This is a genomic window from Enterobacter sp. DVT3837 (genome assembly GCF_056238685.1).
This window is the reverse complement of record NZ_JBWDLA010000001.1, coordinates 1,893,495-1,915,101: the sequence shown is the minus strand read 5'-3', so window position 1 is coordinate 1,915,101 and position 21,607 is coordinate 1,893,495. Positions and strand designations below refer to the sequence as shown.

Annotated in this window: 37 protein-coding genes; 2 read left to right on the top strand and 35 right to left on the bottom strand. The window is 50.9% G+C overall.

What is annotated here, in order from left to right; translation table 11 throughout:
- Positions 1 to 2 precede the first annotated feature (2 nt).
- The 20 genes from rpmD to rpsJ all read right to left on the bottom strand — a co-directional run bounded on the left by rpmD (position 3) and on the right by rpsJ (position 8,729).
- Entirely contained in the window at positions 3 to 182 is a 180-nt protein-coding gene (rpmD, locus tag AC0XWG_RS09360) for a 50S ribosomal protein L30 (RefSeq protein WP_003863301.1), read from the bottom strand.
- Positions 183 to 188: 6 nt separating this feature from the next.
- Positions 189 to 689 (bottom strand): 30S ribosomal protein S5, encoded by a 501-nt coding sequence (gene rpsE, locus AC0XWG_RS09355; RefSeq protein WP_003863299.1) that lies wholly within the window; start codon positions 687 to 689, stop codon positions 189 to 191.
- Positions 690 to 703: 14 nt separating this feature from the next.
- Entirely contained in the window at positions 704 to 1,057 is a 354-nt protein-coding gene (gene rplR, locus AC0XWG_RS09350; RefSeq protein WP_013099023.1) for a 50S ribosomal protein L18, read from the bottom strand.
- A 9-nt stretch (positions 1,058 to 1,066) separates the two neighbouring features.
- A complete protein-coding gene (rplF, locus tag AC0XWG_RS09345; RefSeq protein ID WP_003863296.1) occupies positions 1,067 to 1,600 on the bottom strand; it encodes a 50S ribosomal protein L6 in 534 nt (177 codons plus the stop codon).
- Between the two features lie 12 nt (positions 1,601 to 1,612).
- Positions 1,613 to 2,005 carry a 30S ribosomal protein S8 gene (gene rpsH / locus AC0XWG_RS09340; RefSeq protein WP_006178918.1) on the bottom strand — a complete coding sequence of 131 codons (393 nt, stop codon included), beginning with the start codon at positions 2,003 to 2,005 and terminating at the stop codon, positions 1,613 to 1,615.
- Positions 2,006 to 2,035: 30 nt separating this feature from the next.
- Complete coding sequence (gene rpsN / locus AC0XWG_RS09335) at positions 2,036 to 2,341, bottom strand: 30S ribosomal protein S14 (protein WP_003863291.1); 306 nt, start codon at positions 2,339 to 2,341, stop codon at positions 2,036 to 2,038.
- Between the two features lie 14 nt (positions 2,342 to 2,355).
- Positions 2,356 to 2,895 (bottom strand): 50S ribosomal protein L5, encoded by a 540-nt coding sequence (gene rplE / locus AC0XWG_RS09330; protein WP_001096202.1) that lies wholly within the window; start codon positions 2,893 to 2,895, stop codon positions 2,356 to 2,358.
- 14 nt (positions 2,896 to 2,909) lie between these two features.
- Positions 2,910 to 3,224 (bottom strand): 50S ribosomal protein L24, encoded by a 315-nt coding sequence (gene rplX, locus AC0XWG_RS09325; protein WP_003863287.1) that lies wholly within the window; start codon positions 3,222 to 3,224, stop codon positions 2,910 to 2,912.
- 10 nt (positions 3,225 to 3,234) lie between these two features.
- Positions 3,235 to 3,606, bottom strand: coding sequence for a 50S ribosomal protein L14 (rplN, locus tag AC0XWG_RS09320; protein WP_002919748.1), 372 nt, complete (start codon positions 3,604 to 3,606; stop codon positions 3,235 to 3,237).
- A 166-nt stretch (positions 3,607 to 3,772) separates the two neighbouring features.
- The gene (gene rpsQ, locus AC0XWG_RS09315; protein ID WP_008503489.1) at positions 3,773 to 4,027 is read right to left on the bottom strand and encodes a 30S ribosomal protein S17; all 255 of its coding nucleotides are present in this window, start codon (positions 4,025 to 4,027) and stop codon (positions 3,773 to 3,775) included.
- The gene (gene rpmC / locus AC0XWG_RS09310) at positions 4,027 to 4,218 is read right to left on the bottom strand and encodes a 50S ribosomal protein L29 (protein WP_003863282.1); all 192 of its coding nucleotides are present in this window, start codon (positions 4,216 to 4,218) and stop codon (positions 4,027 to 4,029) included. Before rpmC ends, rpsQ begins: the two co-directional genes overlap by 1 nt.
- Positions 4,218 to 4,628 carry a 50S ribosomal protein L16 gene (gene rplP, locus AC0XWG_RS09305; RefSeq protein WP_002919759.1) on the bottom strand — a complete coding sequence of 137 codons (411 nt, stop codon included), beginning with the start codon at positions 4,626 to 4,628 and terminating at the stop codon, positions 4,218 to 4,220. Before rplP ends, rpmC begins: the two co-directional genes overlap by 1 nt.
- 12 nt (positions 4,629 to 4,640) lie before the next feature.
- Positions 4,641 to 5,342, bottom strand: coding sequence for a 30S ribosomal protein S3 (gene rpsC, locus AC0XWG_RS09300; protein ID WP_000529945.1), 702 nt, complete (start codon positions 5,340 to 5,342; stop codon positions 4,641 to 4,643).
- A 17-nt stretch (positions 5,343 to 5,359) separates the two neighbouring features.
- Positions 5,360 to 5,692 carry a 50S ribosomal protein L22 gene (gene rplV, locus AC0XWG_RS09295; protein ID WP_002919773.1) on the bottom strand — a complete coding sequence of 111 codons (333 nt, stop codon included), beginning with the start codon at positions 5,690 to 5,692 and terminating at the stop codon, positions 5,360 to 5,362.
- Positions 5,693 to 5,706: 14 nt separating this feature from the next.
- Positions 5,707 to 5,985, bottom strand: coding sequence for a 30S ribosomal protein S19 (gene rpsS, locus AC0XWG_RS09290; protein ID WP_001138117.1), 279 nt, complete (start codon positions 5,983 to 5,985; stop codon positions 5,707 to 5,709).
- Positions 5,986 to 6,001: 16 nt separating this feature from the next.
- Entirely contained in the window at positions 6,002 to 6,823 is an 822-nt protein-coding gene (rplB, locus tag AC0XWG_RS09285; RefSeq protein WP_000301859.1) for a 50S ribosomal protein L2, read from the bottom strand.
- A gap of 17 nt (positions 6,824 to 6,840) precedes the next feature.
- Positions 6,841 to 7,143 carry a 50S ribosomal protein L23 gene (gene rplW, locus AC0XWG_RS09280; RefSeq protein WP_000617546.1) on the bottom strand — a complete coding sequence of 101 codons (303 nt, stop codon included), beginning with the start codon at positions 7,141 to 7,143 and terminating at the stop codon, positions 6,841 to 6,843.
- Complete coding sequence (gene rplD / locus AC0XWG_RS09275) at positions 7,140 to 7,745, bottom strand: 50S ribosomal protein L4 (RefSeq protein WP_000424395.1); 606 nt, start codon at positions 7,743 to 7,745, stop codon at positions 7,140 to 7,142. Before rplD ends, rplW begins: the two co-directional genes overlap by 4 nt.
- A 10-nt stretch (positions 7,746 to 7,755) precedes the next feature.
- Positions 7,756 to 8,385: a 50S ribosomal protein L3 gene (gene rplC, locus AC0XWG_RS09270; RefSeq protein ID WP_003863274.1), complete on the bottom strand. Its 630-nt coding sequence runs from the start codon at positions 8,383 to 8,385 to the stop codon at positions 7,756 to 7,758.
- Between the two features lie 32 nt (positions 8,386 to 8,417).
- Positions 8,418 to 8,729 carry a 30S ribosomal protein S10 gene (gene rpsJ, locus AC0XWG_RS09265; protein ID WP_001181005.1) on the bottom strand — a complete coding sequence of 104 codons (312 nt, stop codon included), beginning with the start codon at positions 8,727 to 8,729 and terminating at the stop codon, positions 8,418 to 8,420.
- Between the two features lie 380 nt (positions 8,730 to 9,109).
- Between rpsJ and AC0XWG_RS09260 the strand changes: the two genes are divergently transcribed.
- A complete protein-coding gene (locus AC0XWG_RS09260) occupies positions 9,110 to 9,583 on the top strand; it encodes a prepilin peptidase (RefSeq protein ID WP_049006574.1) in 474 nt (157 codons plus the stop codon).
- On the opposite strand, the gene bfr is transcribed toward AC0XWG_RS09260, so the two are convergent.
- The 11 genes from bfr to fkpA all read right to left on the bottom strand — a co-directional run bounded on the left by bfr (position 9,567) and on the right by fkpA (position 17,768).
- Positions 9,567 to 10,043 carry a bacterioferritin gene (gene bfr, locus AC0XWG_RS09255; protein ID WP_008503492.1) on the bottom strand — a complete coding sequence of 159 codons (477 nt, stop codon included), beginning with the start codon at positions 10,041 to 10,043 and terminating at the stop codon, positions 9,567 to 9,569. The genes AC0XWG_RS09260 and bfr overlap by 17 nt on opposite strands.
- A gap of 72 nt (positions 10,044 to 10,115) precedes the next feature.
- Complete coding sequence (gene bfd, locus AC0XWG_RS09250; RefSeq protein WP_008503493.1) at positions 10,116 to 10,310, bottom strand: bacterioferritin-associated ferredoxin; 195 nt, start codon at positions 10,308 to 10,310, stop codon at positions 10,116 to 10,118.
- 179 nt (positions 10,311 to 10,489) lie between these two features.
- A complete protein-coding gene (gene tuf / locus AC0XWG_RS09245; RefSeq protein ID WP_023326212.1) occupies positions 10,490 to 11,674 on the bottom strand; it encodes an elongation factor Tu in 1,185 nt (394 codons plus the stop codon).
- A 69-nt stretch (positions 11,675 to 11,743) separates the two neighbouring features.
- Positions 11,744 to 13,858: an elongation factor G gene (fusA, locus tag AC0XWG_RS09240; RefSeq protein WP_028017992.1), complete on the bottom strand. Its 2,115-nt coding sequence runs from the start codon at positions 13,856 to 13,858 to the stop codon at positions 11,744 to 11,746.
- A gap of 95 nt (positions 13,859 to 13,953) precedes the next feature.
- On the bottom strand, positions 13,954 to 14,424 hold the full coding sequence (gene rpsG, locus AC0XWG_RS09235) for a 30S ribosomal protein S7 (protein WP_004106370.1): 471 nt from the start codon (positions 14,422 to 14,424) through the stop codon (positions 13,954 to 13,956).
- 96 nt (positions 14,425 to 14,520) lie between these two features.
- Positions 14,521 to 14,895, bottom strand: coding sequence for a 30S ribosomal protein S12 (gene rpsL, locus AC0XWG_RS09230; protein ID WP_000246815.1), 375 nt, complete (start codon positions 14,893 to 14,895; stop codon positions 14,521 to 14,523).
- A 124-nt stretch (positions 14,896 to 15,019) separates the two neighbouring features.
- Positions 15,020 to 15,307, bottom strand: a complete 288-nt coding sequence (gene tusB / locus AC0XWG_RS09225; RefSeq protein WP_128348342.1) for a sulfurtransferase complex subunit TusB — start codon at positions 15,305 to 15,307, stop codon at positions 15,020 to 15,022.
- Between the two features lie 7 nt (positions 15,308 to 15,314).
- Positions 15,315 to 15,674, bottom strand: a complete 360-nt coding sequence (tusC, locus tag AC0XWG_RS09220; protein ID WP_028017994.1) for a sulfurtransferase complex subunit TusC — start codon at positions 15,672 to 15,674, stop codon at positions 15,315 to 15,317.
- A complete protein-coding gene (gene tusD, locus AC0XWG_RS09215; RefSeq protein WP_028017995.1) occupies positions 15,674 to 16,060 on the bottom strand; it encodes a sulfurtransferase complex subunit TusD in 387 nt (128 codons plus the stop codon). The genes tusC and tusD overlap by 1 nt, the downstream gene beginning before the upstream one ends.
- Complete coding sequence (locus tag AC0XWG_RS09210) at positions 16,060 to 16,782, bottom strand: helix-turn-helix transcriptional regulator (RefSeq protein WP_003861697.1); 723 nt, start codon at positions 16,780 to 16,782, stop codon at positions 16,060 to 16,062. The genes tusD and AC0XWG_RS09210 overlap by 1 nt, the downstream gene beginning before the upstream one ends.
- 167 nt (positions 16,783 to 16,949) lie before the next feature.
- Positions 16,950 to 17,768, bottom strand: coding sequence for an FKBP-type peptidyl-prolyl cis-trans isomerase (fkpA, locus tag AC0XWG_RS09205; protein ID WP_028017996.1), 819 nt, complete (start codon positions 17,766 to 17,768; stop codon positions 16,950 to 16,952).
- A 238-nt stretch (positions 17,769 to 18,006) separates the two neighbouring features.
- Here fkpA and AC0XWG_RS09200 point away from each other — a divergent pair, with 238 nt between their 5' ends.
- On the top strand, positions 18,007 to 18,225 hold the full coding sequence (locus AC0XWG_RS09200; RefSeq protein ID WP_008503009.1) for a protein SlyX: 219 nt from the start codon (positions 18,007 to 18,009) through the stop codon (positions 18,223 to 18,225).
- 52 nt (positions 18,226 to 18,277) lie between these two features.
- Here the strand turns inward: AC0XWG_RS09200 and slyD are convergent, their stop codons facing one another.
- The 4 genes from slyD to kefG form a co-directional block, all read right to left on the bottom strand.
- Complete coding sequence (slyD, locus tag AC0XWG_RS09195) at positions 18,278 to 18,868, bottom strand: peptidylprolyl isomerase (RefSeq protein WP_014833521.1); 591 nt, start codon at positions 18,866 to 18,868, stop codon at positions 18,278 to 18,280.
- Between the two features lie 94 nt (positions 18,869 to 18,962).
- The gene (locus tag AC0XWG_RS09190) at positions 18,963 to 19,163 is read right to left on the bottom strand and encodes a YheV family putative zinc ribbon protein (protein WP_128348344.1); all 201 of its coding nucleotides are present in this window, start codon (positions 19,161 to 19,163) and stop codon (positions 18,963 to 18,965) included.
- A 13-nt stretch (positions 19,164 to 19,176) separates the two neighbouring features.
- Positions 19,177 to 20,982, bottom strand: a complete 1,806-nt coding sequence (kefB, locus tag AC0XWG_RS09185) for a glutathione-regulated potassium-efflux system protein KefB (protein WP_475680539.1) — start codon at positions 20,980 to 20,982, stop codon at positions 19,177 to 19,179.
- On the bottom strand, positions 20,982 to 21,533 hold the full coding sequence (gene kefG / locus AC0XWG_RS09180; RefSeq protein ID WP_014833523.1) for a glutathione-regulated potassium-efflux system ancillary protein KefG: 552 nt from the start codon (positions 21,531 to 21,533) through the stop codon (positions 20,982 to 20,984). The genes kefB and kefG overlap by 1 nt, the downstream gene beginning before the upstream one ends.
- Positions 21,534 to 21,607: the final 74 nt, after the last annotated feature.

Genomic DNA, 21,607 nt, shown 5'->3' with positions numbered 1-21,607 from the left:
TCTTACTCCTCAACTTTAACCATGAAGTAAACCGCGTTGACCATACCGCGAACAGCAGGAGTATCCTCGCGCTCAACGGTATGACCAATACGACGCAGACCCAGGCCAAGCAGCGTTGCCTTGTGTTTCGGCAGACGACCGATTGCACTGCGGGTTTGAGTGATTTTAATAGTCTTTGCCATGGTCAATTACCCCAGAATTTCTTCAACGGATTTACCACGCTTGGCAGCGACCATTTCTGGAGAATTCATATTTTCCAGGCCATCAATAGTTGCACGAACCACGTTGATCGGGTTGGTGGAACCATATGCTTTAGCCAGTACGTTATGAACCCCAGCAACTTCCAGAACGGCGCGCATTGCACCACCGGCGATGATACCGGTACCTTCTGAAGCTGGCTGCATGAATACACGAGACCCCGTGTGAACACCTTTAACTGGGTGCTGCAGGGTGCCGTTGTTCAGCGCGACGTTAATCATGTTGCGACGGGCTTTTTCCATCGCTTTCTGGATCGCTGCTGGAACTTCACGCGCTTTACCGTAACCAAAACCAACGCGACCGTTACCATCACCCACTACAGTCAGAGCTGTGAAGGAGAAAATACGACCACCTTTAACGGTTTTAGATACGCGGTTTACCGCGATCAGCTTTTCCTGCAGTTCGCCAGCCTGTTTTTCGATGTGAGCCATCTTACACCTCTACCTTAGAACTGAAGGCCAGCTTCACGGGCAGCATCTGCCAGTGCCTGGACACGACCATGATATTGGAACCCGGAACGGTCAAAGGAAACATTGCTGATGCCTTTTTCCAGAGCGCGTTCAGCAACAGCTTTACCTACAGCTGCAGCGGCGTCTTTGTTACCGGTGTACTTCAATTGTTCTGCAATAGCTTTTTCTACAGTAGAAGCAGCTACCAGAACTTCAGAACCGTTCGGTGCAATTACCTGTGCGTAAATATGACGCGGGGTACGATGTACCACCAGGCGAGTTGCACCCAGCTCTTTGAGCTTGCGGCGTGCGCGGGTCGCACGACGGATACGAGCAGATTTCTTATCCATAGTGTTACCTTACTTCTTCTTAGCCTCTTTGGTACGCACGACTTCGTCGGCGTAACGAACACCCTTGCCTTTGTAAGGCTCAGGACGACGGTAGGCGCGCAGATCTGCTGCAACCTGACCGATCAGCTGTTTATCAGCGCCTTTCAGCACGATTTCAGTTTGAGTCGGACATTCTGCAGTGATACCGGCCGGCAGCGGATGCTCAACAGGGTGTGAGAAGCCCAGAGACAGGCCTACTGCATTCCCTTTGATAGCTGCACGATAACCTACACCAACCAGCTGAAGCTTTTTAGTGAAGCCTTCGGTAACACCAACAACCATTGAGTTCAGCAGGGCACGCGCGGTACCAGCCTGAGCCCATCCATCCACGAAACCATCACGTGGACCGAAGGTCAGAGCGTTATCTGCATGTTTAACTTCAACAGCTTTGTTGAGGGTACGAGTCAGCTCGCCGTTTTTACCTTTGATCGTAATAACCTGACCGTCGATTTTTACATCAACGCCGGCAGGAATAACGACCGGTGCTTTAGCAACACGAGACATTCTTTCCTCCGATTAGGCTACGTAGCAGATAATTTCGCCACCAAGACCAGCCTGGCGCGCTGCACGATCAGTCATAACACCTTTAGAGGTAGAAACAACTGCGATACCAAGACCAGCCATAACTTTTGGCAGCTCATCTTTTTTCTTATAGATGCGCAGGCCTGGGCGGCTGACACGCTGAATGCTTTCTACAACAGCTTTACCCTGGAAATACTTGAGAGTAAGTTCCAGTTCCGGCTTGGTGTCGCCTTCAACTTTAAAATCTTCGATAAAACCTTCTTCCTTCAGCACGTTGGCAATTGCCACTTTCAGCTTGGCGGAAGGCATGGTGACCGCAACTTTGTTCGCGGCCTGACCGTTACGGATACGGGTCAGCATATCCGCGATCGGATCTTGCATGCTCATCTGTCTTTACTCCCGTGATTCAATTGGTAATTACCAGCTAGCCTTTTTCAAGCCTGGTACTTCACCGCGCATGGCGGCTTCACGCAGTTTGATACGGCTCAACCCAAACTTGCCCACATAACCATGTGGACGACCTGTTTGACGACAGCGGTTACGCTGACGAGACGGGCTGGAATCACGCGGCAGAGACTGCAGCTTGAGAACCGCATTCCAACGATCTTCGTCGGAAGCGTTCACATCAGAAATGATCGCTTTCAGTTCAGCGCGTTTAGCGAAGAATTTATCAGCTAAAGCTACGCGCTTTACTTCGCGTGCTTTCATTGATTGCTTAGCCATTCAGTAACCCTACCTTACTTGCGGAACGGGAAGTCAAAGGCAGCCAGCAGAGCACGGCCTTCTTCGTCAGATTTCGCAGTAGTGGTAATGGTAATATCCAAACCACGCACGCGGTCGACTTTATCGTAGTCGATTTCTGGGAAGATGATCTGCTCACGGACACCCATGCTGTAGTTACCACGACCGTCGAAAGACTTAGCGGACAAGCCACGGAAGTCACGGATACGTGGAACAGCAATAGTGATCAGGCGCTCAAAGAACTCCCACATGCGTTCGCCACGCAGAGTTACTTTACAGCCGATCGGATAGCCCTGACGGATTTTGAAGCCTGCAACAGATTTGCGTGCTTTGGTGATCAGCGGTTTTTGACCGGAGATTGCTGTCAGGTCAGCTGCTGCGTTATCCAGCAGTTTCTTGTCAGCGATCGCTTCACCAACACCCATGTTCAGGGTGATCTTCTCGACCCGAGGGACTTGCATGACAGAATTGTAGTTAAACTCAGTCATGAGTTTTTTAACTACTTCGTCTTTGTAGTAATCATGCAGTTTCGCCATCGTACTACTCCAAATTACTTGATAGTTTCGCTGTTAGACTTGAAGAAACGGACTTTTTTACCGTCTTCGAATCTAAAGCCTACACGGTCAGCCTTGCCGGTAGCCGCATTGAAGATTGCAACGTTAGAAACCTGAATAGCAGCTTCTTTTTCAACGATGCCGCCTGGTTGGTTCAGGGCCGGAACTGGCTTCTGATGTTTCTTAACCAGGTTGATACCTTCAACGACGAGTTTGCCGGAAGACAGAACATTTTTTACTTTACCGCGTTTACCTTTATCTTTACCGGTTAACACGATAACTTCGTCATCACGACGGATTTTCGCTGCCATGATTCGCTCCTTAGAGTACTTCTGGTGCCAGAGAGATAATTTTCATGAACTTCTCAGTACGAAGTTCACGAGTTACCGGCCCAAAGATACGCGTGCCGATAGGCTGCTCGCTGTTATTGTTTAAAATAACGCATGCATTACCATCGAAGCGAATGACAGAACCGTCAGGGCGACGAACACCCTTCTTGGTGCGCACCACTACCGCCTTCAGCACATCACCTTTTTTGACCTTACCACGTGGAATTGCTTCCTTGATGGTGATCTTGATGATGTCGCCTACGCCTGCGTAGCGACGGTGCGAGCCACCCAGAACCTTGATACACATTACGCGACGTGCACCGGAGTTGTCGGCGACGTTCAGCATAGTCTGTTCTTGGATCATTTTAGTGCTCCGCTAATGTCAACTACTACCTGAGACTCTAAAATCAGAGCCGTTAAAAAGCCCCATATCGAGGGCGCGGCATTATAACACCGCTTCTGCAATATGGGTAGAAAAAATAAACGGCTCATCGCTGAGCCGTTTATTCGTATTGAGAATGCGTACTGTATTACAGAACCGCTTTCTCTACAACGCGAACCAGCGTCCAGGACTTAGTCTTGGACAGTGGACGGCATTCACGGATTTCAACCTTGTCGCCGATACCACATTCGTTGTTCTCGTCATGTACGTGCAGTTTGGTCGTACGCTTGATGAATTTACCGTAGATCGGGTGTTTCACAATACGTTCGATAGCTACAACAATGGATTTCTCCATTTTGTCGCTAACAACACGACCTTGCAGAGTACGGATTTTATCGGTCATTACGCACCCGCCTTCTGAGTCAGTAAAGTCTTAACGCGTGCAACATTGCGACGCACTTGCTTCAGCAGGTGAGTCTGTTGCAGCTGGCCACTTGCAGCCTGCATACGCAGGTTGAACTGCTCACGCAGCAGGTTCAGCAGCTCAGCGTTCAGCTCTTCAACGCTTTTTTCACGCAGCTCTTTTGCTTTCATTACATCACCGTCTTAGTTACAAAGGTGGTTTTGATAGGCAGTTTCGCTGCTGCCAGGCCGAAGGCTTCACGGGCCAGCTCTTCCGGAACACCGTCCATTTCATACAGGACTTTGCCCGGTTGGATCAAGGCAACCCAGTACTCCACGTTACCTTTACCTTTACCCATACGAACTTCCAGCGGCTTCTCGGTAATTGGTTTGTCCGGGAATACACGGATCCAAATTTTACCTTGACGCTTAACTGCACGGGTCATTGCACGACGTGCTGCTTCGATCTGACGTGCAGTCAGACGACCACGGCCAACAGCTTTCAGACCGAAAGTGCCGAAGCTAACATCCGTACCCTGCGCCAGACCACGGTTGCGGCCTTTGTGCACTTTACGGAATTTTGTACGCTTTGGTTGTAACATCAGCGACGCTCCTTATTTACGGCCTTTACGCTGCTGCTTTTTAGGTTGAGCAGCCGGTTTTTCCGGTTGTTCAACAGCAGCCATACCACCCAGGATCTCACCTTTGAAGATCCATACCTTAACGCCGATTACACCGTAAGTGGTGTGCGCTTCAGAGGTGTTGTAGTCGATGTCAGCACGCAGAGTGTGCAGCGGTACGCGACCTTCACGGTACCATTCGGTACGTGCGATTTCCGCGCCGCCCAGACGGCCGCTAACTTCAACTTTGATACCTTTAGCGCCCAGACGCATTGCGTTCTGTACAGCACGCTTCATAGCACGACGGAACATAACACGACGTTCCAGCTGTGAAGTGATGCTGTCAGCAACCAATTTAGCGTCCAGTTCAGGCTTACGAACTTCAGCGATATTGATCTGTGCAGGAACGCCAGCGATATCCGCTACGACCTTGCGCAGTTTTTCTACGTCTTCGCCTTTCTTACCGATAACGATGCCAGGACGAGCAGTGTGGATAGTCACACGGATGCTCTTAGCTGGACGCTCGATAACGATACGAGATACAGACGCTTTAGCCAGTTCCTTAGTCAGGTACTGACGTACTTTAAAATCGCTGTCCAGGTTGTCAGCGAATTCTTTGGTGTTCGCAAACCAGGTAGAGTTCCATGGTTTTACAATACCCAGGCGAATACCATTAGGATGTACTTTCTGACCCATTGCTAGTCTCCAGAGTCTCAGCGATCGGACACAACCACAGTAATGTGGCTGGTGCGCTTCAGGATGCGATCTGCACGACCTTTCGCACGCGGCATAATGCGCTTCATGCTTGGGCCTTCATCTACGAAAATTTTCGCGACTTTCAGATCGTCGATGTCAGCGCCATCGTTGTGTTCAGCGTTAGCAATGGCAGATTCCAGTACTTTCTTGACCAATACCGCAGCTTTCTTGTTGGTATAGGTCAGGATGTCCAGGGCCTGCGACACTTTCTTACCGCGAATCAGGTCAGCAACAAGGCGAACCTTCTGTGCAGAAGAACGAGCATGGCGATGTTGAGCTAAAGTTTCCATCTCTTCCTCCTACCTTATTTCTTCTTCGCTTTTTTATCAGCAGCGTGGCCGCGATAAGTACGAGTCGGTGCGAATTCACCCAGTTTGTGACCAACCATTTCGTCGGTAACAAAGACTGGAACGTGCTGACGACCATTATGGACAGCGATGGTCAAACCGATCATGTTAGGAAAGATCGTTGAACGACGGGACCAAGTGCGCAGGGGCTTCTTGTCTCCGCTTTCCACCGCTTTCTCTACCTTCTTCAGCAAGTGCAGGTCAATAAAAGGACCTTTCTTGAGAGAACGTGGCATGGCTTATCCTCTAAAATTATTTGCTACGGCGACGTACGATAAATTTATCAGTACGCTTGTTGCTGCGGGTCTTCTTACCTTTGGTCTGAACGCCCCACGGAGTTACCGGGTGCTTACCAAAGTTACGACCTTCACCACCACCATGTGGGTGGTCGACTGGGTTCATCGCAGTACCGCGAACGGTAGGACGAACACCACGCCAGCGTGCAGCACCTGCTTTACCCAGAACGCGCAGCATATGCTCAGCATTGCCAACTTCGCCCAGGGTTGCACGGCAGTCTGCTTCGACTTTACGCATTTCACCAGAACGCAGACGCAGGGTGACATAAGCACCATCACGAGCAACGATCTGAACGTAAGTACCAGCGGAACGTGCCAGCTGACCGCCTTTACCTGGTTTCATTTCTACGTTATGAACGGTAGAACCAACCGGGATATTGCGCATCGGCAGGGTGTTACCTGCTTTGATTGCAGCATCAACGCCAGACTGAATCTGGTCGCCAGCTTTCAGGCCTTTAGGGGCCAGGATGTAACGGCGTTCGCCGTCTTTGTACAGAACCAGCGCGATGTTCGCGGAACGGTTCGGATCGTACTCAAGACGTTCAACAACTGCTGGGATACCGTCTTTGTTGCGTTTGAAGTCAACAATACGATAAGCCTGCTTGTGGCCACCACCGATGTGACGAGTGGTGATACGGCCATTGTTGTTACGACCACCGGATTTGCTGTTTTTTTCCAGCAACGGAGCAAAAGGTTTGCCCTTGTGCAGCTCAGGGTTAACCACTTTAACTACGTGGCGACGACCCGGAGATGTCGGTTTACATTTAACAACTGCCATTGTATTACTCCTCCGACTTACTCAGCGCCGCCAACGAAGTCCAGATTCTGGCCTTCTTTCAGGGTGACGTAAGCTTTTTTCCAGTCGCTACGACGACCGATACGCTGTCCGTGACGTTTAACTTTCCCTTTAACTACCAGGGTGTTAACGACTTCGACTTCGACTTCAAACAGTTTCTGCACAGCAGCTTTGATCTCTGCTTTGGTCGCGTCTTTAGCAACTTTGAGAACGATGGTGTTTGTTTTTTCCATCGCAGTAGACGCTTTTTCAGAAACGTGCGGTGCGCGAAGCACCTTCAGCAGACGTTCTTCACGAATCATGCCAGCATCTCCTCAACTTGCTTAACAGCATCAGCAGTCATTACGACTTTGTCGAAGGCGATCAGGCTAACCGGGTCGATACCAGTCGCATCGCGTACGTCAACCTTGTGCAGGTTACGTGCGGCCAGGAACAGGTTCTCGTCCAGCTCACCGGTGATGATCAGCACATCTTCCAGAGCCATGTCTTTCAGTTTCTGTGCCAGCAGCTTAGTTTTAGGCGCTTCTACAGAGAACTTCTCGACAACGATCAGACGATCCTGACGTACCAGTTCGGACAGGATGCTTTTCAGCGCGCCGCGGTACATCTTTTTGTTAACTTTTTGACTGTGGTCCTGTGGACGCGCAGCGAAGGTCACGCCACCTGAACGCCAGATCGGGCTCTTGATAGAACCTGAACGCGCACGGCCGGTACCTTTCTGGCGCCATGGCTTTTTGCCGGAACCAGTTACTTCAGCACGAGTCTTCTGAGCACGAGTACCCTGACGAGCACCAGCTGCATAAGCAACAACAACCTGGTGAACCAGCGCTTCGTTGAAATCACGACCGAAGGTAGTTTCGGAAACAGTCAGCGCGCTCTGCGCGTCTTTCAATACTAATTCCATTGCTATCCCCTTACGCCTTCACAGCTGGTTTAACGATCAGGTCGCTACCGGTTGCACCCGGAACTGCACCTTTAACCAGCAGCAGGTTGCGCTCAGCGTCAACACGTACTACGTCCAGGCTCTGAACGGTTACACGTTCGTTACCCAGCTGACCTGCCATTTTCTTGCCTTTGAACACTTTGCCCGGAGTCTGGTTCTGACCGATAGAACCCGGAACGCGGTGAGACAAGGAGTTACCGTGAGTAGCGTCCTGGGTACGGAAGTTCCAGCGCTTAACGGTACCAGCAAAACCTTTACCTTTAGAGGTACCGGTTACGTCAACTTTTTTAACGTCAGCAAACAGCTCAACGCTAATGTCCTGACCTACGGTGAACTCTTCGCCTTCAGCAAGACGGAATTCCCACAGACCACGGCCAGCTTCTACGCCAGCTTTAGCGAAGTGACCCGCTTCTGGTTTGGTTACACGGTTAGCTTTTTTAGCACCAGTGGTAACCTGAATAGCGCGGTAGCCATCGTTAGCCAGATCTTTAACCTGAGTAACGCGGTTTGCTTCAACTTCGATTACGGTTACTGGGATAGAAACGCCATCTTCAGTGAAGATGCGGGTCATACCCACTTTTTTACCGACTAAACCAATCATTGTTTCAACCTCTCAATCGCTCGATGACCTGATTAACCCAGGCTGATCTGCACGTCTACACCGGCAGCCAGATCCAGACGCATCAGAGCATCAACGGTTTTCTCAGTTGGCTCAACGATGTCAACCAGACGCTTGTGAGTGCGGATTTCGTACTGATCACGCGCGTCTTTGTTAACGTGCGGGGAGATCAGAACGGTGAAGCGCTCTTTGCGGGTCGGCAGCGGGATCGGACCACGGACTTGCGCACCAGTGCGCTTAGCAGTCTCGACGATTTCCGCGGTTGATTGATCGATCAGACGATGATCAAACGCTTTAAGGCGGATACGGATTCTTTGGTTCTGCATGAGACCAGAGCTCCAATTATTTTATAAACGAAAATGATTACTCCTCAAACCCATTACGATTGATGGGAGAGTGTAACCGTTCTTACGTAGCTCCCCAATTGGGAGCATTGTTGAGTAACAAAATGAGCTACTCTGGTTCTGATTGAACCCGCCGTCAATTACGACAAGCCCGCGCATTATACGTAAATCTGGGCAAGACGCAAGTGCCGTTTAGAAATTAAGCGCCAAAGACGCAGCTTGCGTAAGGGCGCGCAACTTTTTATGCAATGTATTCCTTGTCGAATCTTTGTCTGGACCCGCTACGCAATTGCTGCTTTTGTGTATTGCCGGTTAAGCAGGTTACAACGAGTATGCGCTCAAACCCCTTTGAGGCCTTTTCGATGTTAACCACCCTCACCTTTTTGCTGATCTATTCTTCGCTGACTGCCTTTCTTGTTCATGCTGATATTCGCTACGGACTGCTTCCCGATAAATTTCTCTGTCCGCTGCTATGGGTAGGCCTGCTCTTTCAGCTTTGTATCCATCCTGATTTTTTGGCGAGTGCGGTGATGGGGGCAATGGCAGGATATTTTGGCTTTGCCGTTATTTACTGGGGCTATCGATTTATCTGCCGGCGTGAAGGGATGGGATATGGCGATGTTAAATACCTGTCTGCGCTTGGCGCCTGGCATGGTTGGTGCGTGCTGCCAACCCTGGCATTACTCGCTGCGCTTATGGCATTACTTAGCATTCTTGTTTTTTCATTACTCACCTCTGATAAAGAGGCAATAAAAAACCCGCTGCCTTTTGGGCCATTTCTGGCAGCTGCGGGTTTATGCGTTGGCTGGAAGACGCTGGTTACTCTTCCACTTTAATCTGCGACTGAAGGTAGTTTTGCAGGCCAATCTTAGCGATGAGATCCAGCTCAGTTTCCAGCCAGTCAATATGACCCTCTTCGTCGGCCAGGATCTGGATCATCATGTCGCGGCTGACGTAATCATGGACGCTATCCGCATAGGCAATAGCTTCACGGAGATCTTTGGCGCCTTCAAGTTCGAGCCTGAGATCAGAACGCAGCATCTCTTCGACATCTTCTCCGATGCCCAGCTTTCCTAGATCCTGCAGGTTTGGAATGCCTTCAAGGAATAAAATACGCTCGATATATTTATCAGCGTGTTTCATCTCATCAATAGATTCATGGTACTCAACGTCGTTTAGACGTTTAAGTCCCCAGTTTTTAAACATTCTCGCGTGAAGAAAGTACTGGTTGATTGCGACAAGCTCATTTCCCAATAATTTATTGAGATAACTTATGATTTTAACATCACCTTTCATTATATAGTCCCTCCGCTTCCACTCATTGAAGCGTAGATCGGGCTACAGGGATGTCAAAAAAAAGATGGGCGCTTACGCGATCTCTTTGTATTCCGGGATCTGCATCAATTCGTCCTGCATGATCTCTCGCGCAGCACGTACACATTTACCACATTGATTTCCCACCGGAACAAATTTGCGTAGCTGCTGAAATGACTGAGGCTGAAACTGGCGAACGGCCTGGCGTATTTTTTTGTCACTGACACCATTACATAAACAAACGTACATAGAGACTCCCGTTCAAATTATGCGCAAAGTGTAAGTGAGAATGGTTATGATTACAATAGCACAAACACCACAATACGGGGCGGGAGCAGGCAAAAAATGCGAAATTTTGTGACAGTGCTTGAGTGGCAGAAAACAAAAAAGGACGCCGAAGCGTCCTTTTTTTATTCGGGGATAATTAATTAGCCCAGAACTTTAGCAACAACGCCCGCGCCAACGGTACGGCCGCCTTCACGGATTGCGAAACGCAGACCGTCATCCATCGCGATTGGGTGGATCAGAGTCACAACCATCTTGATGTTGTCGCCTGGCATTACCATCTCTACGCCTTCTGGCAGTTCGATGGTACCGGTCACGTCAGTAGTACGGAAGTAGAACTGTGGACGGTAGCCTTTGAAGAACGGAGTATGACGGCCGCCTTCGTCTTTGGACAGAATGTACACTTCAGATTCGAACTTGGTGTGTGGCTTGATTGAGCCTGGCTTCGCCAGAACCTGACCACGTTCGATTTCTTCACGTTTGATACCACGCAGCAGAACACCAACGTTCTCACCAGCACGGCCTTCGTCCAGCAGTTTGCGGAACATTTCAACGCCAGTACAGGTAGACTTCGCAGTCTCTTTGATACCAACGATTTCAACTTCTTCACCAACTTTGATGATACCGCGCTCTACACGACCGGTAACAACGGTACCACGACCGGAGATGGAGAATACGTCTTCGATTGGCAGCAGGAATGGCTTGTCAATCGCACGCTCTGGTTCTGGGATGTAAGAATCCAGGAAGCCAGCCAGTTCGATGATTTTCGCTTCCCACTCTGCTTCGCCTTCCAGCGCTTTCAGAGCAGAACCACGAACGATTGGAGTATCGTCGCCTGGGAAATCGTACTGAGACAGCAGTTCACGAACTTCCATCTCTACCAGTTCCAGCAGCTCTTCGTCATCAACCATGTCGCACTTGTTCAGGAACACGATGATGTAAGGAACGCCTACCTGACGACCCAGCAGGATGTGCTCACGAGTCTGAGGCATTGGGCCGTCAGTCGCAGCAACAACCAGGATCGCGCCGTCCATCTGCGCAGCACCGGTGATCATGTTTTTAACATAGTCGGCGTGGCCTGGGCAGTCTACGTGTGCGTAGTGGCGAGTCGGGGTGTCGTACTCAACGTGAGAGGTGTTGATGGTGATACCACGAGCTTTTTCTTCTGGTGCGTTATCGATCTGGTCGAATGCACGAGCAGAACCACCGTAGGTTTTAGCCAGAACGGTAGTGATTGCAGCGGTCAGGGTAGTTTTACCATGGTCAACGTGGCCGATAGTACCAACGTTGACGTGCGGTTTTGTACGTTCAAATTTTTCTTTAGACACGGCTATATTCCTTACTATAGTGCTCTCCCCTTTGGAGAGAGCACGGGACTTAGGTTTTAATCCTGTGGATTACTTACCACGGGCTTCAATAACGGCCTGAGCAACGTTGTTAGGCGCATCATCATACTTCAGGAATTCCATGGTGTATGATGCACGACCTTTGGTCAGAGAACGCAGCTGAGTTGCATATCCGAACATTTCAGACAGTGGAACTTCAGCGTGGATCTTAACGCCAGTTACTTCGGATTCCTGACCACGCAGCATACCGCGACGACGGCTCAAGTCACCGATAACGTCACCGGTGTTCTCTTCAGGAGTTTCTACTTCAACCTTCATGATTGGCTCAAGCAGAACTGGTTTTGCTTTCTTAAAGCCTTCTTTAAAGGCAATAGACGCAGCCAGTTTAAACGCCAGTTCAGAGGAGTCAACGTCGTGGTAAGAACCGAAGTGCAGACGGATACCCATGTCAACAACCGGATAGCCAGCCAGAGGGCCCGCTTTCAGCTGTTCCTGGATGCCTTTATCAACGGCTGGGATGTATTCACCAGGAATTACACCACCTTTGATGTCGTTGATGAACTCGTAACCTTTAGGGTTAGAGCCCGGCTCCAGTGGGTACATGTCGATCACAACGTGACCGTACTGACCGCGACCACCAGACTGCTTAGCGTGTTTACCTTCAACATCGGTAACTTTCGCGCGAATCGCTTCGCGGTAAGCAACCTGAGGTTTACCCACGTTCGCTTCAACGTTGAATTCACGCTTCATACGGTCAACGATGATGTCCAGGTGCAGTTCACCCATACCAGCGATGATGGTCTGGTTAGATTCTTCATCAGTCCATACGCGGAATGATGGGTCTTCTTTCGCCAGACGGCCCAGAGCCAGACCCATTTTTTCCTGGTCAGCTTTGGTTTTTGGTTCAACTGCGATGGAGATTACCGGCTCAGGGAATTCCATACGCTCCAGAATGATTGGGTGATCTGGGTCACACAGGGTGTCACCAGTGGTCACGTCTTTCAGACCGATAGCTGCAGCGATGTCGCCCGCACGAACTTCTTTGATTTCTTCACGTTTGTTAGCGTGCATCTGTACGATACGGCCAAAACGTTCACGCGCCGCTTTCACGGAGTTCAGGATGGTGTCACCGGAGTTAACCACACCAGAGTAAACGCGGAAGAAGGTCAGGTTACCCACGAATGGGTCGGTAGCAATTTTGAACGCCAGTGCAGAGAATGGCTCTTCGTCGCTTGCGTGACGCTCAGCCGGAGTATCTTTACCGTCGTCCAGGATGCCGTTGATCGCAGGAACGTCAACCGGGGATGGCAGGTAGTCAACTACCGCATCCAGCATCGCCTGCACACCTTTGTTCTTGAACGCAGAACCACAGGTTACCAGGATGATTTCGTTGTTCAGAACACGCTGACGCAGAGCTTTTTTGATCTCTTCTTCAGTCAGTTCTTCACCACCCAGGTATTTCTCCATCAGCTCTTCAGAAGCTTCAGCAGCGGATTCGATCAGGTTCTGGTGCCATTCGTCAGCCAGGTCCTGCATTGCAGCTGGGATATCTTCGTATTCGAAGGTAACGCCCTGGTCTGCATCGTTCCAGTTGATGGCTTTCATTTTCACCAGGTCGATTACGCCGGTGAAGCCTTCTTCAGCACCAATTGCCAGCTGCAGCGGAACAGGGTTCGCGCCCAGACGGGTTTTGATCTGGCCAACAACTTTCAGGAAGTTAGCACCCATACGGTCCATTTTGTTAACGAACGCGATGCGTGGAACTTTATATTTGTTCGCCTGACGCCATACGGTTTCAGACTGTGGCTGAACACCACCAACTGCGCAATAAACCATTACCGCGCCGTCAAGAACACGCATGGAACGTTCTACTTCGATGGTGAAGTCAACGTGCCCTGGGGTGTCGATGATGTTTACGCGATGCGGTTCGTACTGCTTAGCCATACCTGACCAGAATGCAGTAGTCGCTGCGGAGGTGATAGTAATACCACGCTCCTGCTCCTGTTCCATCCAGTCCATGGTGGCAGCGCCGTCATGAACTTCACCGATTTTATGGTTTACACCGGTGTAGAACAGAATACGTTCGGTAGTAGTGGTTTTACCGGCGTCGATGTGCGCACTGATACCGATGTTACGGTAGCGTGCGATGGGTGTTGTACGAGCCATTTGATTCCTCGTTATATCTTTAGGCGTTCAGTTAAGTTACCCAGAGCGGGCGGCTTCTCTGAAGCGCCCGCCTGGTGACTAATACTCCGAAGGGATTACCAACGGTAGTGTGCGAACGCCTTGTTGGCTTCTGCCATACGGTGAACGTCTTCACGTTTCTTAACTGCAGTACCTTTGTTGTCTGCAGCATCAGAAAGTTCGTTCGCCAGACGCAGAGCCATGGATTTATCACCGCGTTTACGAGCAGCTTCAACGATCCAACGCATTGCCAGAGCATTACGACGAACCGGACGAACTTCAACTGGAACCTGATAAGTAGAACCACCAACGCGGCGGGACTTAACTTCTACAGTCGGGCGAACGTTGTCGAGAGCGACTTCGAAAGCTTCCAGTTCATTTTTACCAGAACGCTGAGCCAGGGTCTCAAGCGCGCTGTATACGATTGCTTCTGCAGTAGATTTTTTACCATCTACCATCAGGATATTTACAAATTTTGCCAGCAGTTCTGATCCGAATTTCGGATCTGGAAGAATTTTACGCTGACCAATGACGCGACGACGTGGCATGGGAATACTCCGTTGTTAATTCAGGATTGTCCAAAACTCAAAGAGTTTAGTGTGACATTAAGATAAATCAGTTTGGCCTTACTTAACGGAGAACCATTAAGCCTTAGGACGCTTCACGCCGTACTTGGAGCGAGCCTGCTTACGGTCTTTAACACCTGAGCAGTCCAGCGCACCACGAACGGTGTGGTAACGAACACCCGGAAGGTCTTTAACACGACCGCCACGGATCAGGATCACGGAGTGTTCCTGCAGGTTGTGACCTTCACCACCGATGTAGGAAGTCACTTCGAAACCGTTAGTCAAACGCACACGGCATACTTTACGCAGTGCGGAGTTTGGTTTTTTAGGAGTGGTGGTATATACACGAGTACATACGCCACGTTTCTGCGGGCAGGCTTCCAGCGCAGGCACGTTGCTTTTCGCAACTTTGCGTGCACGTGGTTTGCGTACCAGCTGGTTAACTGTTGCCATTAAATAGCTCCTGGTTTTAGCTTTTGCTTCGTAAACACGTAATAAATCGACCTCATACAATATGAGGACGCGAAATTTTAGGGCTACGTCGAAAAGGTGTCAAGAAATATACAGCGATCTCAAATCACCAGTTCATTTGACTGGCATGCTTCACAGTAAGATTGACGAAATCAGTATAGCCAACCACGTCAATTTTGGTTGAAATTTGACCAGAAAGACCCCGCGCATCCAGATCGTCTTTCAGCGCAGAGACTGTTATGGGGGCATTCGTGAGAATTTCAACGAAACGACTGCCTTCCAGTGCGGCAAGTACGCCATCCTGAATCAGCAGCAGGTCATCACCTTCGCGCAGCATACTCAGTAACGCGTCGATATCACATTGCCACGGTGAATGGCTCAGAGTATGGAGCATGGCAGCCTCAGAAAGTCAGAACGGTGTCGTAGTGGGAAAGGTGCTCGCGCAGTGCGGTGGAAGACAGGCACGTCACATCCAGCACGAAAGGCGTTGCCTCGTTTAAACCACGCGCGGCCAGAGAGTCAGCACAGACATAGAACGTTTCTATATCGTACAGCGGTAACACTTTGAACGTCGCGATGTAATCGCGCGCCAGAATGGTTTGCGGCTGTTGCCCCGCAAGAAGCTGGAACACCCCATCTCCCAAAAAAAAGACGCCAATATCTTCGCTCAATGCTGATGTCGCGAGCAACGCATCCAGCCCTTCTCTGCCAGACGCACTACCGTGCGGAGCTGAAGAAAAAACAAACGCGATACGCTTCATCAGAATTGCACCACTCTGTCGCAGGTTAATGCTGCCTGTGCCAGTGCACCCAGACCACTCAACGAAAAACCGGGCTGCAAGTTAGAACCCGATAAACCCAGGCGCTCAGCTTCGGTTGCATCAGTCACGCCGCGGCGCAGGGCCGCCGCCACGCAGATATGCAGTTCTACGCCCTGCTTTTCGTTTAATGCCTGCCATGCGCGCACCAGATCAAACTCATCACTCGCCGGTGACGTAAACTGGTTCGCGTTATATACCCCTTCCCGATAAAAGAAGACGCTCGCCAGTTCATGTCCGGCTGCCAGTAGCGCATGCGCAAACTGCAACGCACTGCTGGCCTGCTGAGTACCGTACGCCGGGCCTGTCACCATTAACGCAAAACGCATTACTTGTCTTGCCCCAGGAAATCACCGCTCTTGAACTGGCGAATATAGAGGTAAACCGTATGCTTGGAGATATTCAGACGATCGGCAACCTGGTTGATGGCGTCTTTAATATCAAAAATCCCTTTCTCATAGAGATTCAGCACTATCTGGCGATTCTTGGCGTTGTTCGATACGTTGCGGTCGGCGTTCACCTCTTCAATGGTGAACTCAAGCGTCTGAGTCACAAGATCTTCAACAGAAGAGGCAAAGTTAACGGAAGAGCCAACATCTGGCGTTTCTGGTGGAATAAAGGTGCTCATGATTTGCGAGAATGGCACATCAAGGTTCATGTTGATGCACAGCAATCCAATCACACGATGCTCGCGGTTTCGAATCGCGATGGTTTCTGATTTCATCAGCACGCCACTTTTGGCGCGGGTGAAATAGCATTTGGAGACGCTGCTGTCCGCGCCGGTCATGTCATGCAACATACGCAATGCAAGGTCGGTGATTGGCGAACCAATTTTACGGCCAGTATGCTCACCATTAGCAATGCGGATGGCGGAACACTTCAGATCTTGCAGGGAGTGCAATACGATTTCGCAGTGGGAGCCAATGAGCATCGCTAACCCGTCCACCACCGCTTCATACGATTTCAGAATATCGAAGTCGGTCTGGTCAAAAGGACGTTGATCCAGCAAATCAAGTTCACTGGTTTCGTTGGTTAAAAGCGACCTGGACATGAAAAAAACACTCCTTTTCAGGAGCCTGTCGTTAGGTTTTCAGGGCAGGCTCATTATCTACACGGACAACTAAATTAATACAGCGGGTATAACGCTTTCCAGTGTTAATTATATCTGCCCCATAATAAAAAAACCGCCGCCTTAAAGGCGGCGGTTTATTTTCAGGATTACTTCTTAGCAGCAGCGGCTTTATCGTCAGCCGGTGCGTCTGCTTTAGCGTCCGCTTTCGGTGCCGGTTTGATATCCAGCAGCTCTACGTCAAAGACCAGTGTAGAGTTTGCAGGGATACCCGGGACGCCAGTTTTGCCGTACGCCAGATCTGGTGGGATAACCATCTTGATCTTGCCGCCTTTCTTGATGTTTTTCAGGCCTTCAGTCCAGCCAGGGATCACACCATCCAGACGGAAGGAGAGCGGCTCACCGCGGGTGTAAGAGTTATCGAACTCTTTACCGTCGATCAGCGTACCTTTGTAGTTCACGACTACAGTGTCGCTGTCTTTAGGTGCATCACCGGTGCCTTCTTTCTCAACTTTGTACACCAGGCCAGTAGAGGAGGTTTTCACACCTTTCTCTTTCGCAAAGGTATCGCGATAGGCTTTGCCTTTGGCTTCGTTTTCTTTAGCGTCCGCGTCCATCTTAGTCTGAGCGGCACCTTTCACACGCGCTTCGAACGCCTGCAGAGTCTGTTCGATCTCCTGGTCAGACAGCTTGCTCTTATCAGCAAATGCGTCCTGAACACCCGCGATCAGCTGAGCTTTATCCAGTTTGATGCCCAGTTTCTCTTGTTCTTTCAGAGAGTTTTCCATGTAACGACCCAGAGATGCGCCGAGTGCGTAGGCGGATTTCTGGTCGTCATTTTTGAACGCCGCTTTGCTGTCTGCAGTGGCAGCAGGCTTCGCAGCAGTATCAGCAGCGAATGACAGCGGCGCGTTCAGCGCAACAGCCATCGTCGTCGCCAGCAGCGTTACTTTAAACAGTGATTTCATCCATATCTCCAGGGCCTGGGGACTCTCACCCCAGCGTTAAACGTAAATGAGTTACGTACTATAAAACGTTGCGGAAGAAATCTACAGACAGACACTTCCAATTCTCGCCACTTTTCAGACTATTTTTGTTTAAATAAGTTTCCTGCCAAAGGGATGCAGACTGTACTTCAGGATAAACTCAGTTAAACTGCGCCGCCGCTGGGCCATTATGGTGAATCTGAAATAAACGAGGTGAATGATGAAGGATACAACAATAGAAGCGAGAATGGCTGAGCTGGAAAGCCGCCTGGCTTTTCAGGACATCACCATCGAAGAGCTAAACCAGACCGTGACTGCACATGAACTCGAAATGGCAAAACTGCGGGATCATATGCGCCTGCTAACAGAAAAGCTGAAAGCCACGCAGCCGTCGAACATTGCCTCTCAGTCAGAAGAGACGCCACCACCTCATTATTGAGGCGTAAAAAAAGCGGGATAATCCCGCTTTTTTTATTTTCCGCGTGGCGGAATTAGTGGCAACCGCAGCCACCGTTACCGCAACCACCTTTACCGTGGTCGTGACCATGGTCGTGATCGTGGCCGTGACCACCACAGCAGCCGTCGTGGCCGTGATCGTGGTCATGGTCGTGACCGTGCGCACCGTGAACGTGGCCATGAGCCAGCTCTTCTTCGGTTGCTTCACGGATCGCAACAACTTCTACGTTGAACTTCAGGTTCTGACCAGCCAGCATGTGGTTACCGTCAACCACAACGTGGTCGTCTTCCACTTCAGTGATTTCGACAGGAACCGGACCCTGGTCGGTTTCCGCCAGGAAGCGCATGCCAACCTGCAGTTCGTCAACGCCCATGAACACGTCTTTAGGAACACGCTGAACCAGGTTGTCATCATACTGACCATAAGCGTCGTTCGCGCCTACAGCAACATCAAATTTGTCGCCAACTTCATGACCTTCCAGCGCGTTTTCCAGGCCGGAAATCAGGGAACCGTGACCATGCAGGTAGTCAAGCGGCGCACTCACCGGAGACTCATCAACCAACACACCGTCTTCTGTACGTACCTGATAGGCCAGGCTGACCACCAGGTCTTTTGCTACTTTCATGATATCTCCTGAGCGTGGGAAAATTGCTGGCGCAGATTGTAGCGGAAATCTGCACCCGTGTACCCTTTAGCTTAAAAAAACTCAGGACATATCGCTAGTCCGGATGAAAAATCCCGATCACTTGCTCTTCTTTGCGAACGTGATCGCGGGCCTCTTTATCGGCCTCACGCATCTGGTGACCGCACTTAACACACTCAACAACATCAATATTATTTTCCCGCCACATAGCCAGAGTATCTTGCGCCAGGCAGGTCGGACATTTTGCACCCGCAATAAAGCGTTTACGTACAGCCATCTTTCGTTACCCTTTATTCAAATTCATCCCAGCCATCAAGCTGTCGTCGTTCCAGTTGCATCTCTCGCTGGAAAATCTCCTCCAGCTCGCGACGCGCTTCCCGCACGCGTGAGATCTGCGCGGTATCCGTATGTACCGGCATCAGCTCACGCAGCATTCGCATATCCAGCCGGCGGAAGTGCATTTGCGCACGCTGCGCCTGATGCGGATGCATACCGAGCGAGATCAACGCCTTGCGTCCCAGCTCCAGCGCACTGGAGAACGTCTCACGGGAGAAGTGTTTCACACCCGCCTGCAACAATTCGTGAGCTTCAACACGTCCCCGCGCACGCGCCAGAATATGCAGATGCGGGAAATGCTGCTGACACAGCTCCACCAGCTTCATCGTATCTTCCGGATCGTTACAGGTAATCACGATAGACTCTGCTGCCTCCGCTCCCGCCGAGCGCAGTAGCTCGAGCTGGGTCGCATCGCCGTAATACACCTTGTAGCCATATTTGCGCATCAGATTAACCGCGCTGATATCACGCTCCAGCACCGTAATGCGCATTTTGTTCGCCATCAGCAAACGTCCGATAACCTGTCCGAAACGGCCAAAGCCCACCACAATCACCTGCGGCTTATCGTCTTCCACCCACGGCGCTTCGTCTTCATCATCAGCGGGATTCAGGCGGCGTGACAGAAGTTTATCCACCAGCTTCATCAACAGCGGCGTGGTCATCATGGACAGCGTCACCGTCACCAGCAGCAGAGCCATCTGATCGTCTTTAAACAGCTTCTGGGAAGATGCAGTGGAAAACAGCACAAACGCGAACTCGCCTCCCTGGCTTAATACGCTGGCAAACTGCATACGTTCCGAACTGCGTAGCCCGTAAATGCGCGACATGACATACAGCACCAGTGTTTTCACCGCCACCAGAATGGCAACGCTCACGACAACCCACAGCAGATGGGTATAAAGAACGCCAAGGTTAAGCGCCATACCCACCGAAATAAAGAAAAGCCCTAACAGCAGCCCTTTGAAGGGATCGATGGCAATTTCCAGTTCGTGACGATATTCGCTCTCAGCAAGCAGCACCCCGGCAATGAAGGTCCCGAGCGCCATCGACAGCCCCAGCGCATCCATAAACAGCGCCGATCCCAGCACCAGCAGCAGCGTCGCAGCGGTGAACACCTCCCGTACGCCCGACGCGGCAATAAAGCGGAACACAGGGCGTAACAGGAAACGTCCGCCAATCAGCATACCGGCGAAGGCCAGCACCTTCATGGCGATTTTTGCCCAGTCAAAGTGATCGTCGCCGGAGCCTGCCAATAGCGGCACCAGAGCCATCGCGGGGATCACCGCCAGATCCTGAAACAGCAGCACCGAAAAACCCAGTTGCCCTGCTTCGTTGCGGTTCATCCCTTTGTCGCGCATTAACTGAAGCGCCATTGCCGTCGACGACATCGCAAGACCTATCCCACCGATCACCGCCGCCTGCCAGGAGAAGTTGGTCAGCATTAACAGGCCACCCAGAATCGCGGCGCTGAACAGCACCTGTGCAGCACCCACACCGAAGATAGAGCGTCTGAGTTGCCACAATTTAGAGGGGTTCAGCTCAAGGCCGATGATGAACATCAGGAACACCACGCCCAGCTCGGAGAAATGGAGAATCTCATCTACATCGCTGATGAATCCAAGTCCCCAGGGGCCAATCGCGATCCCTGCCAGCAGATAGCCCAGCACTGCTCCTATTCCAATACGTGCAGCAAGCGGAACCGCGACGACGGCCGCAAATAAAAACAGCACTCCGGCAAGGAGTAGATTCGATCCTTCCATTAACGTCCTCCTGCCGGAATCGGTGACGCCAGCCATTCACCATAAGCTCTGGCGTGGCTTGCCAGTTCTTTCGGATCCTGACGACGTGCCCAGTAGATAATAATCGGGCTCATCCAGTGCATACGACACATCGCTGCCGTCAGTTCGAATGGACGCAGGATGTCACTCATCGGATAGCGGTTCAGCCCGTCATAACGGTATGCGCTTTCCGGTTCACCGGTAGTAATAACGCTACGCCAGTACTTTCCCGCCAGTTGGTTGCCCCCTACCCCACTGGAGAATCCCCTGCTCAGCACGCGGTCCAGCCACTCTTTGAGCAGAGCCGGGCAGCTATAGGTATAAAGCGGATGCTGGAACACAATGACGTCGTGCTGACGCAGCAGTTCCTGCTCGTAAGGGATATCAATAAAGAAATCAGGATAGTGCGCGTAAAGATCGTGCACCGTCACGTTACTGAGCTGTGTGGCCGGCTTAAGCAGCACCCGGTTTGCCACCGAGTCCTGAGATTCCGGATGGGCATACAGCAGCAGCACTTTTGCTGTCTGAGACATCATTCCCCTCCCGGTCTTGTTTCTGTTTTTGTGTATCGTCGTTGTTTTGGGCTACCATGGCGGCCCGGTGCGGA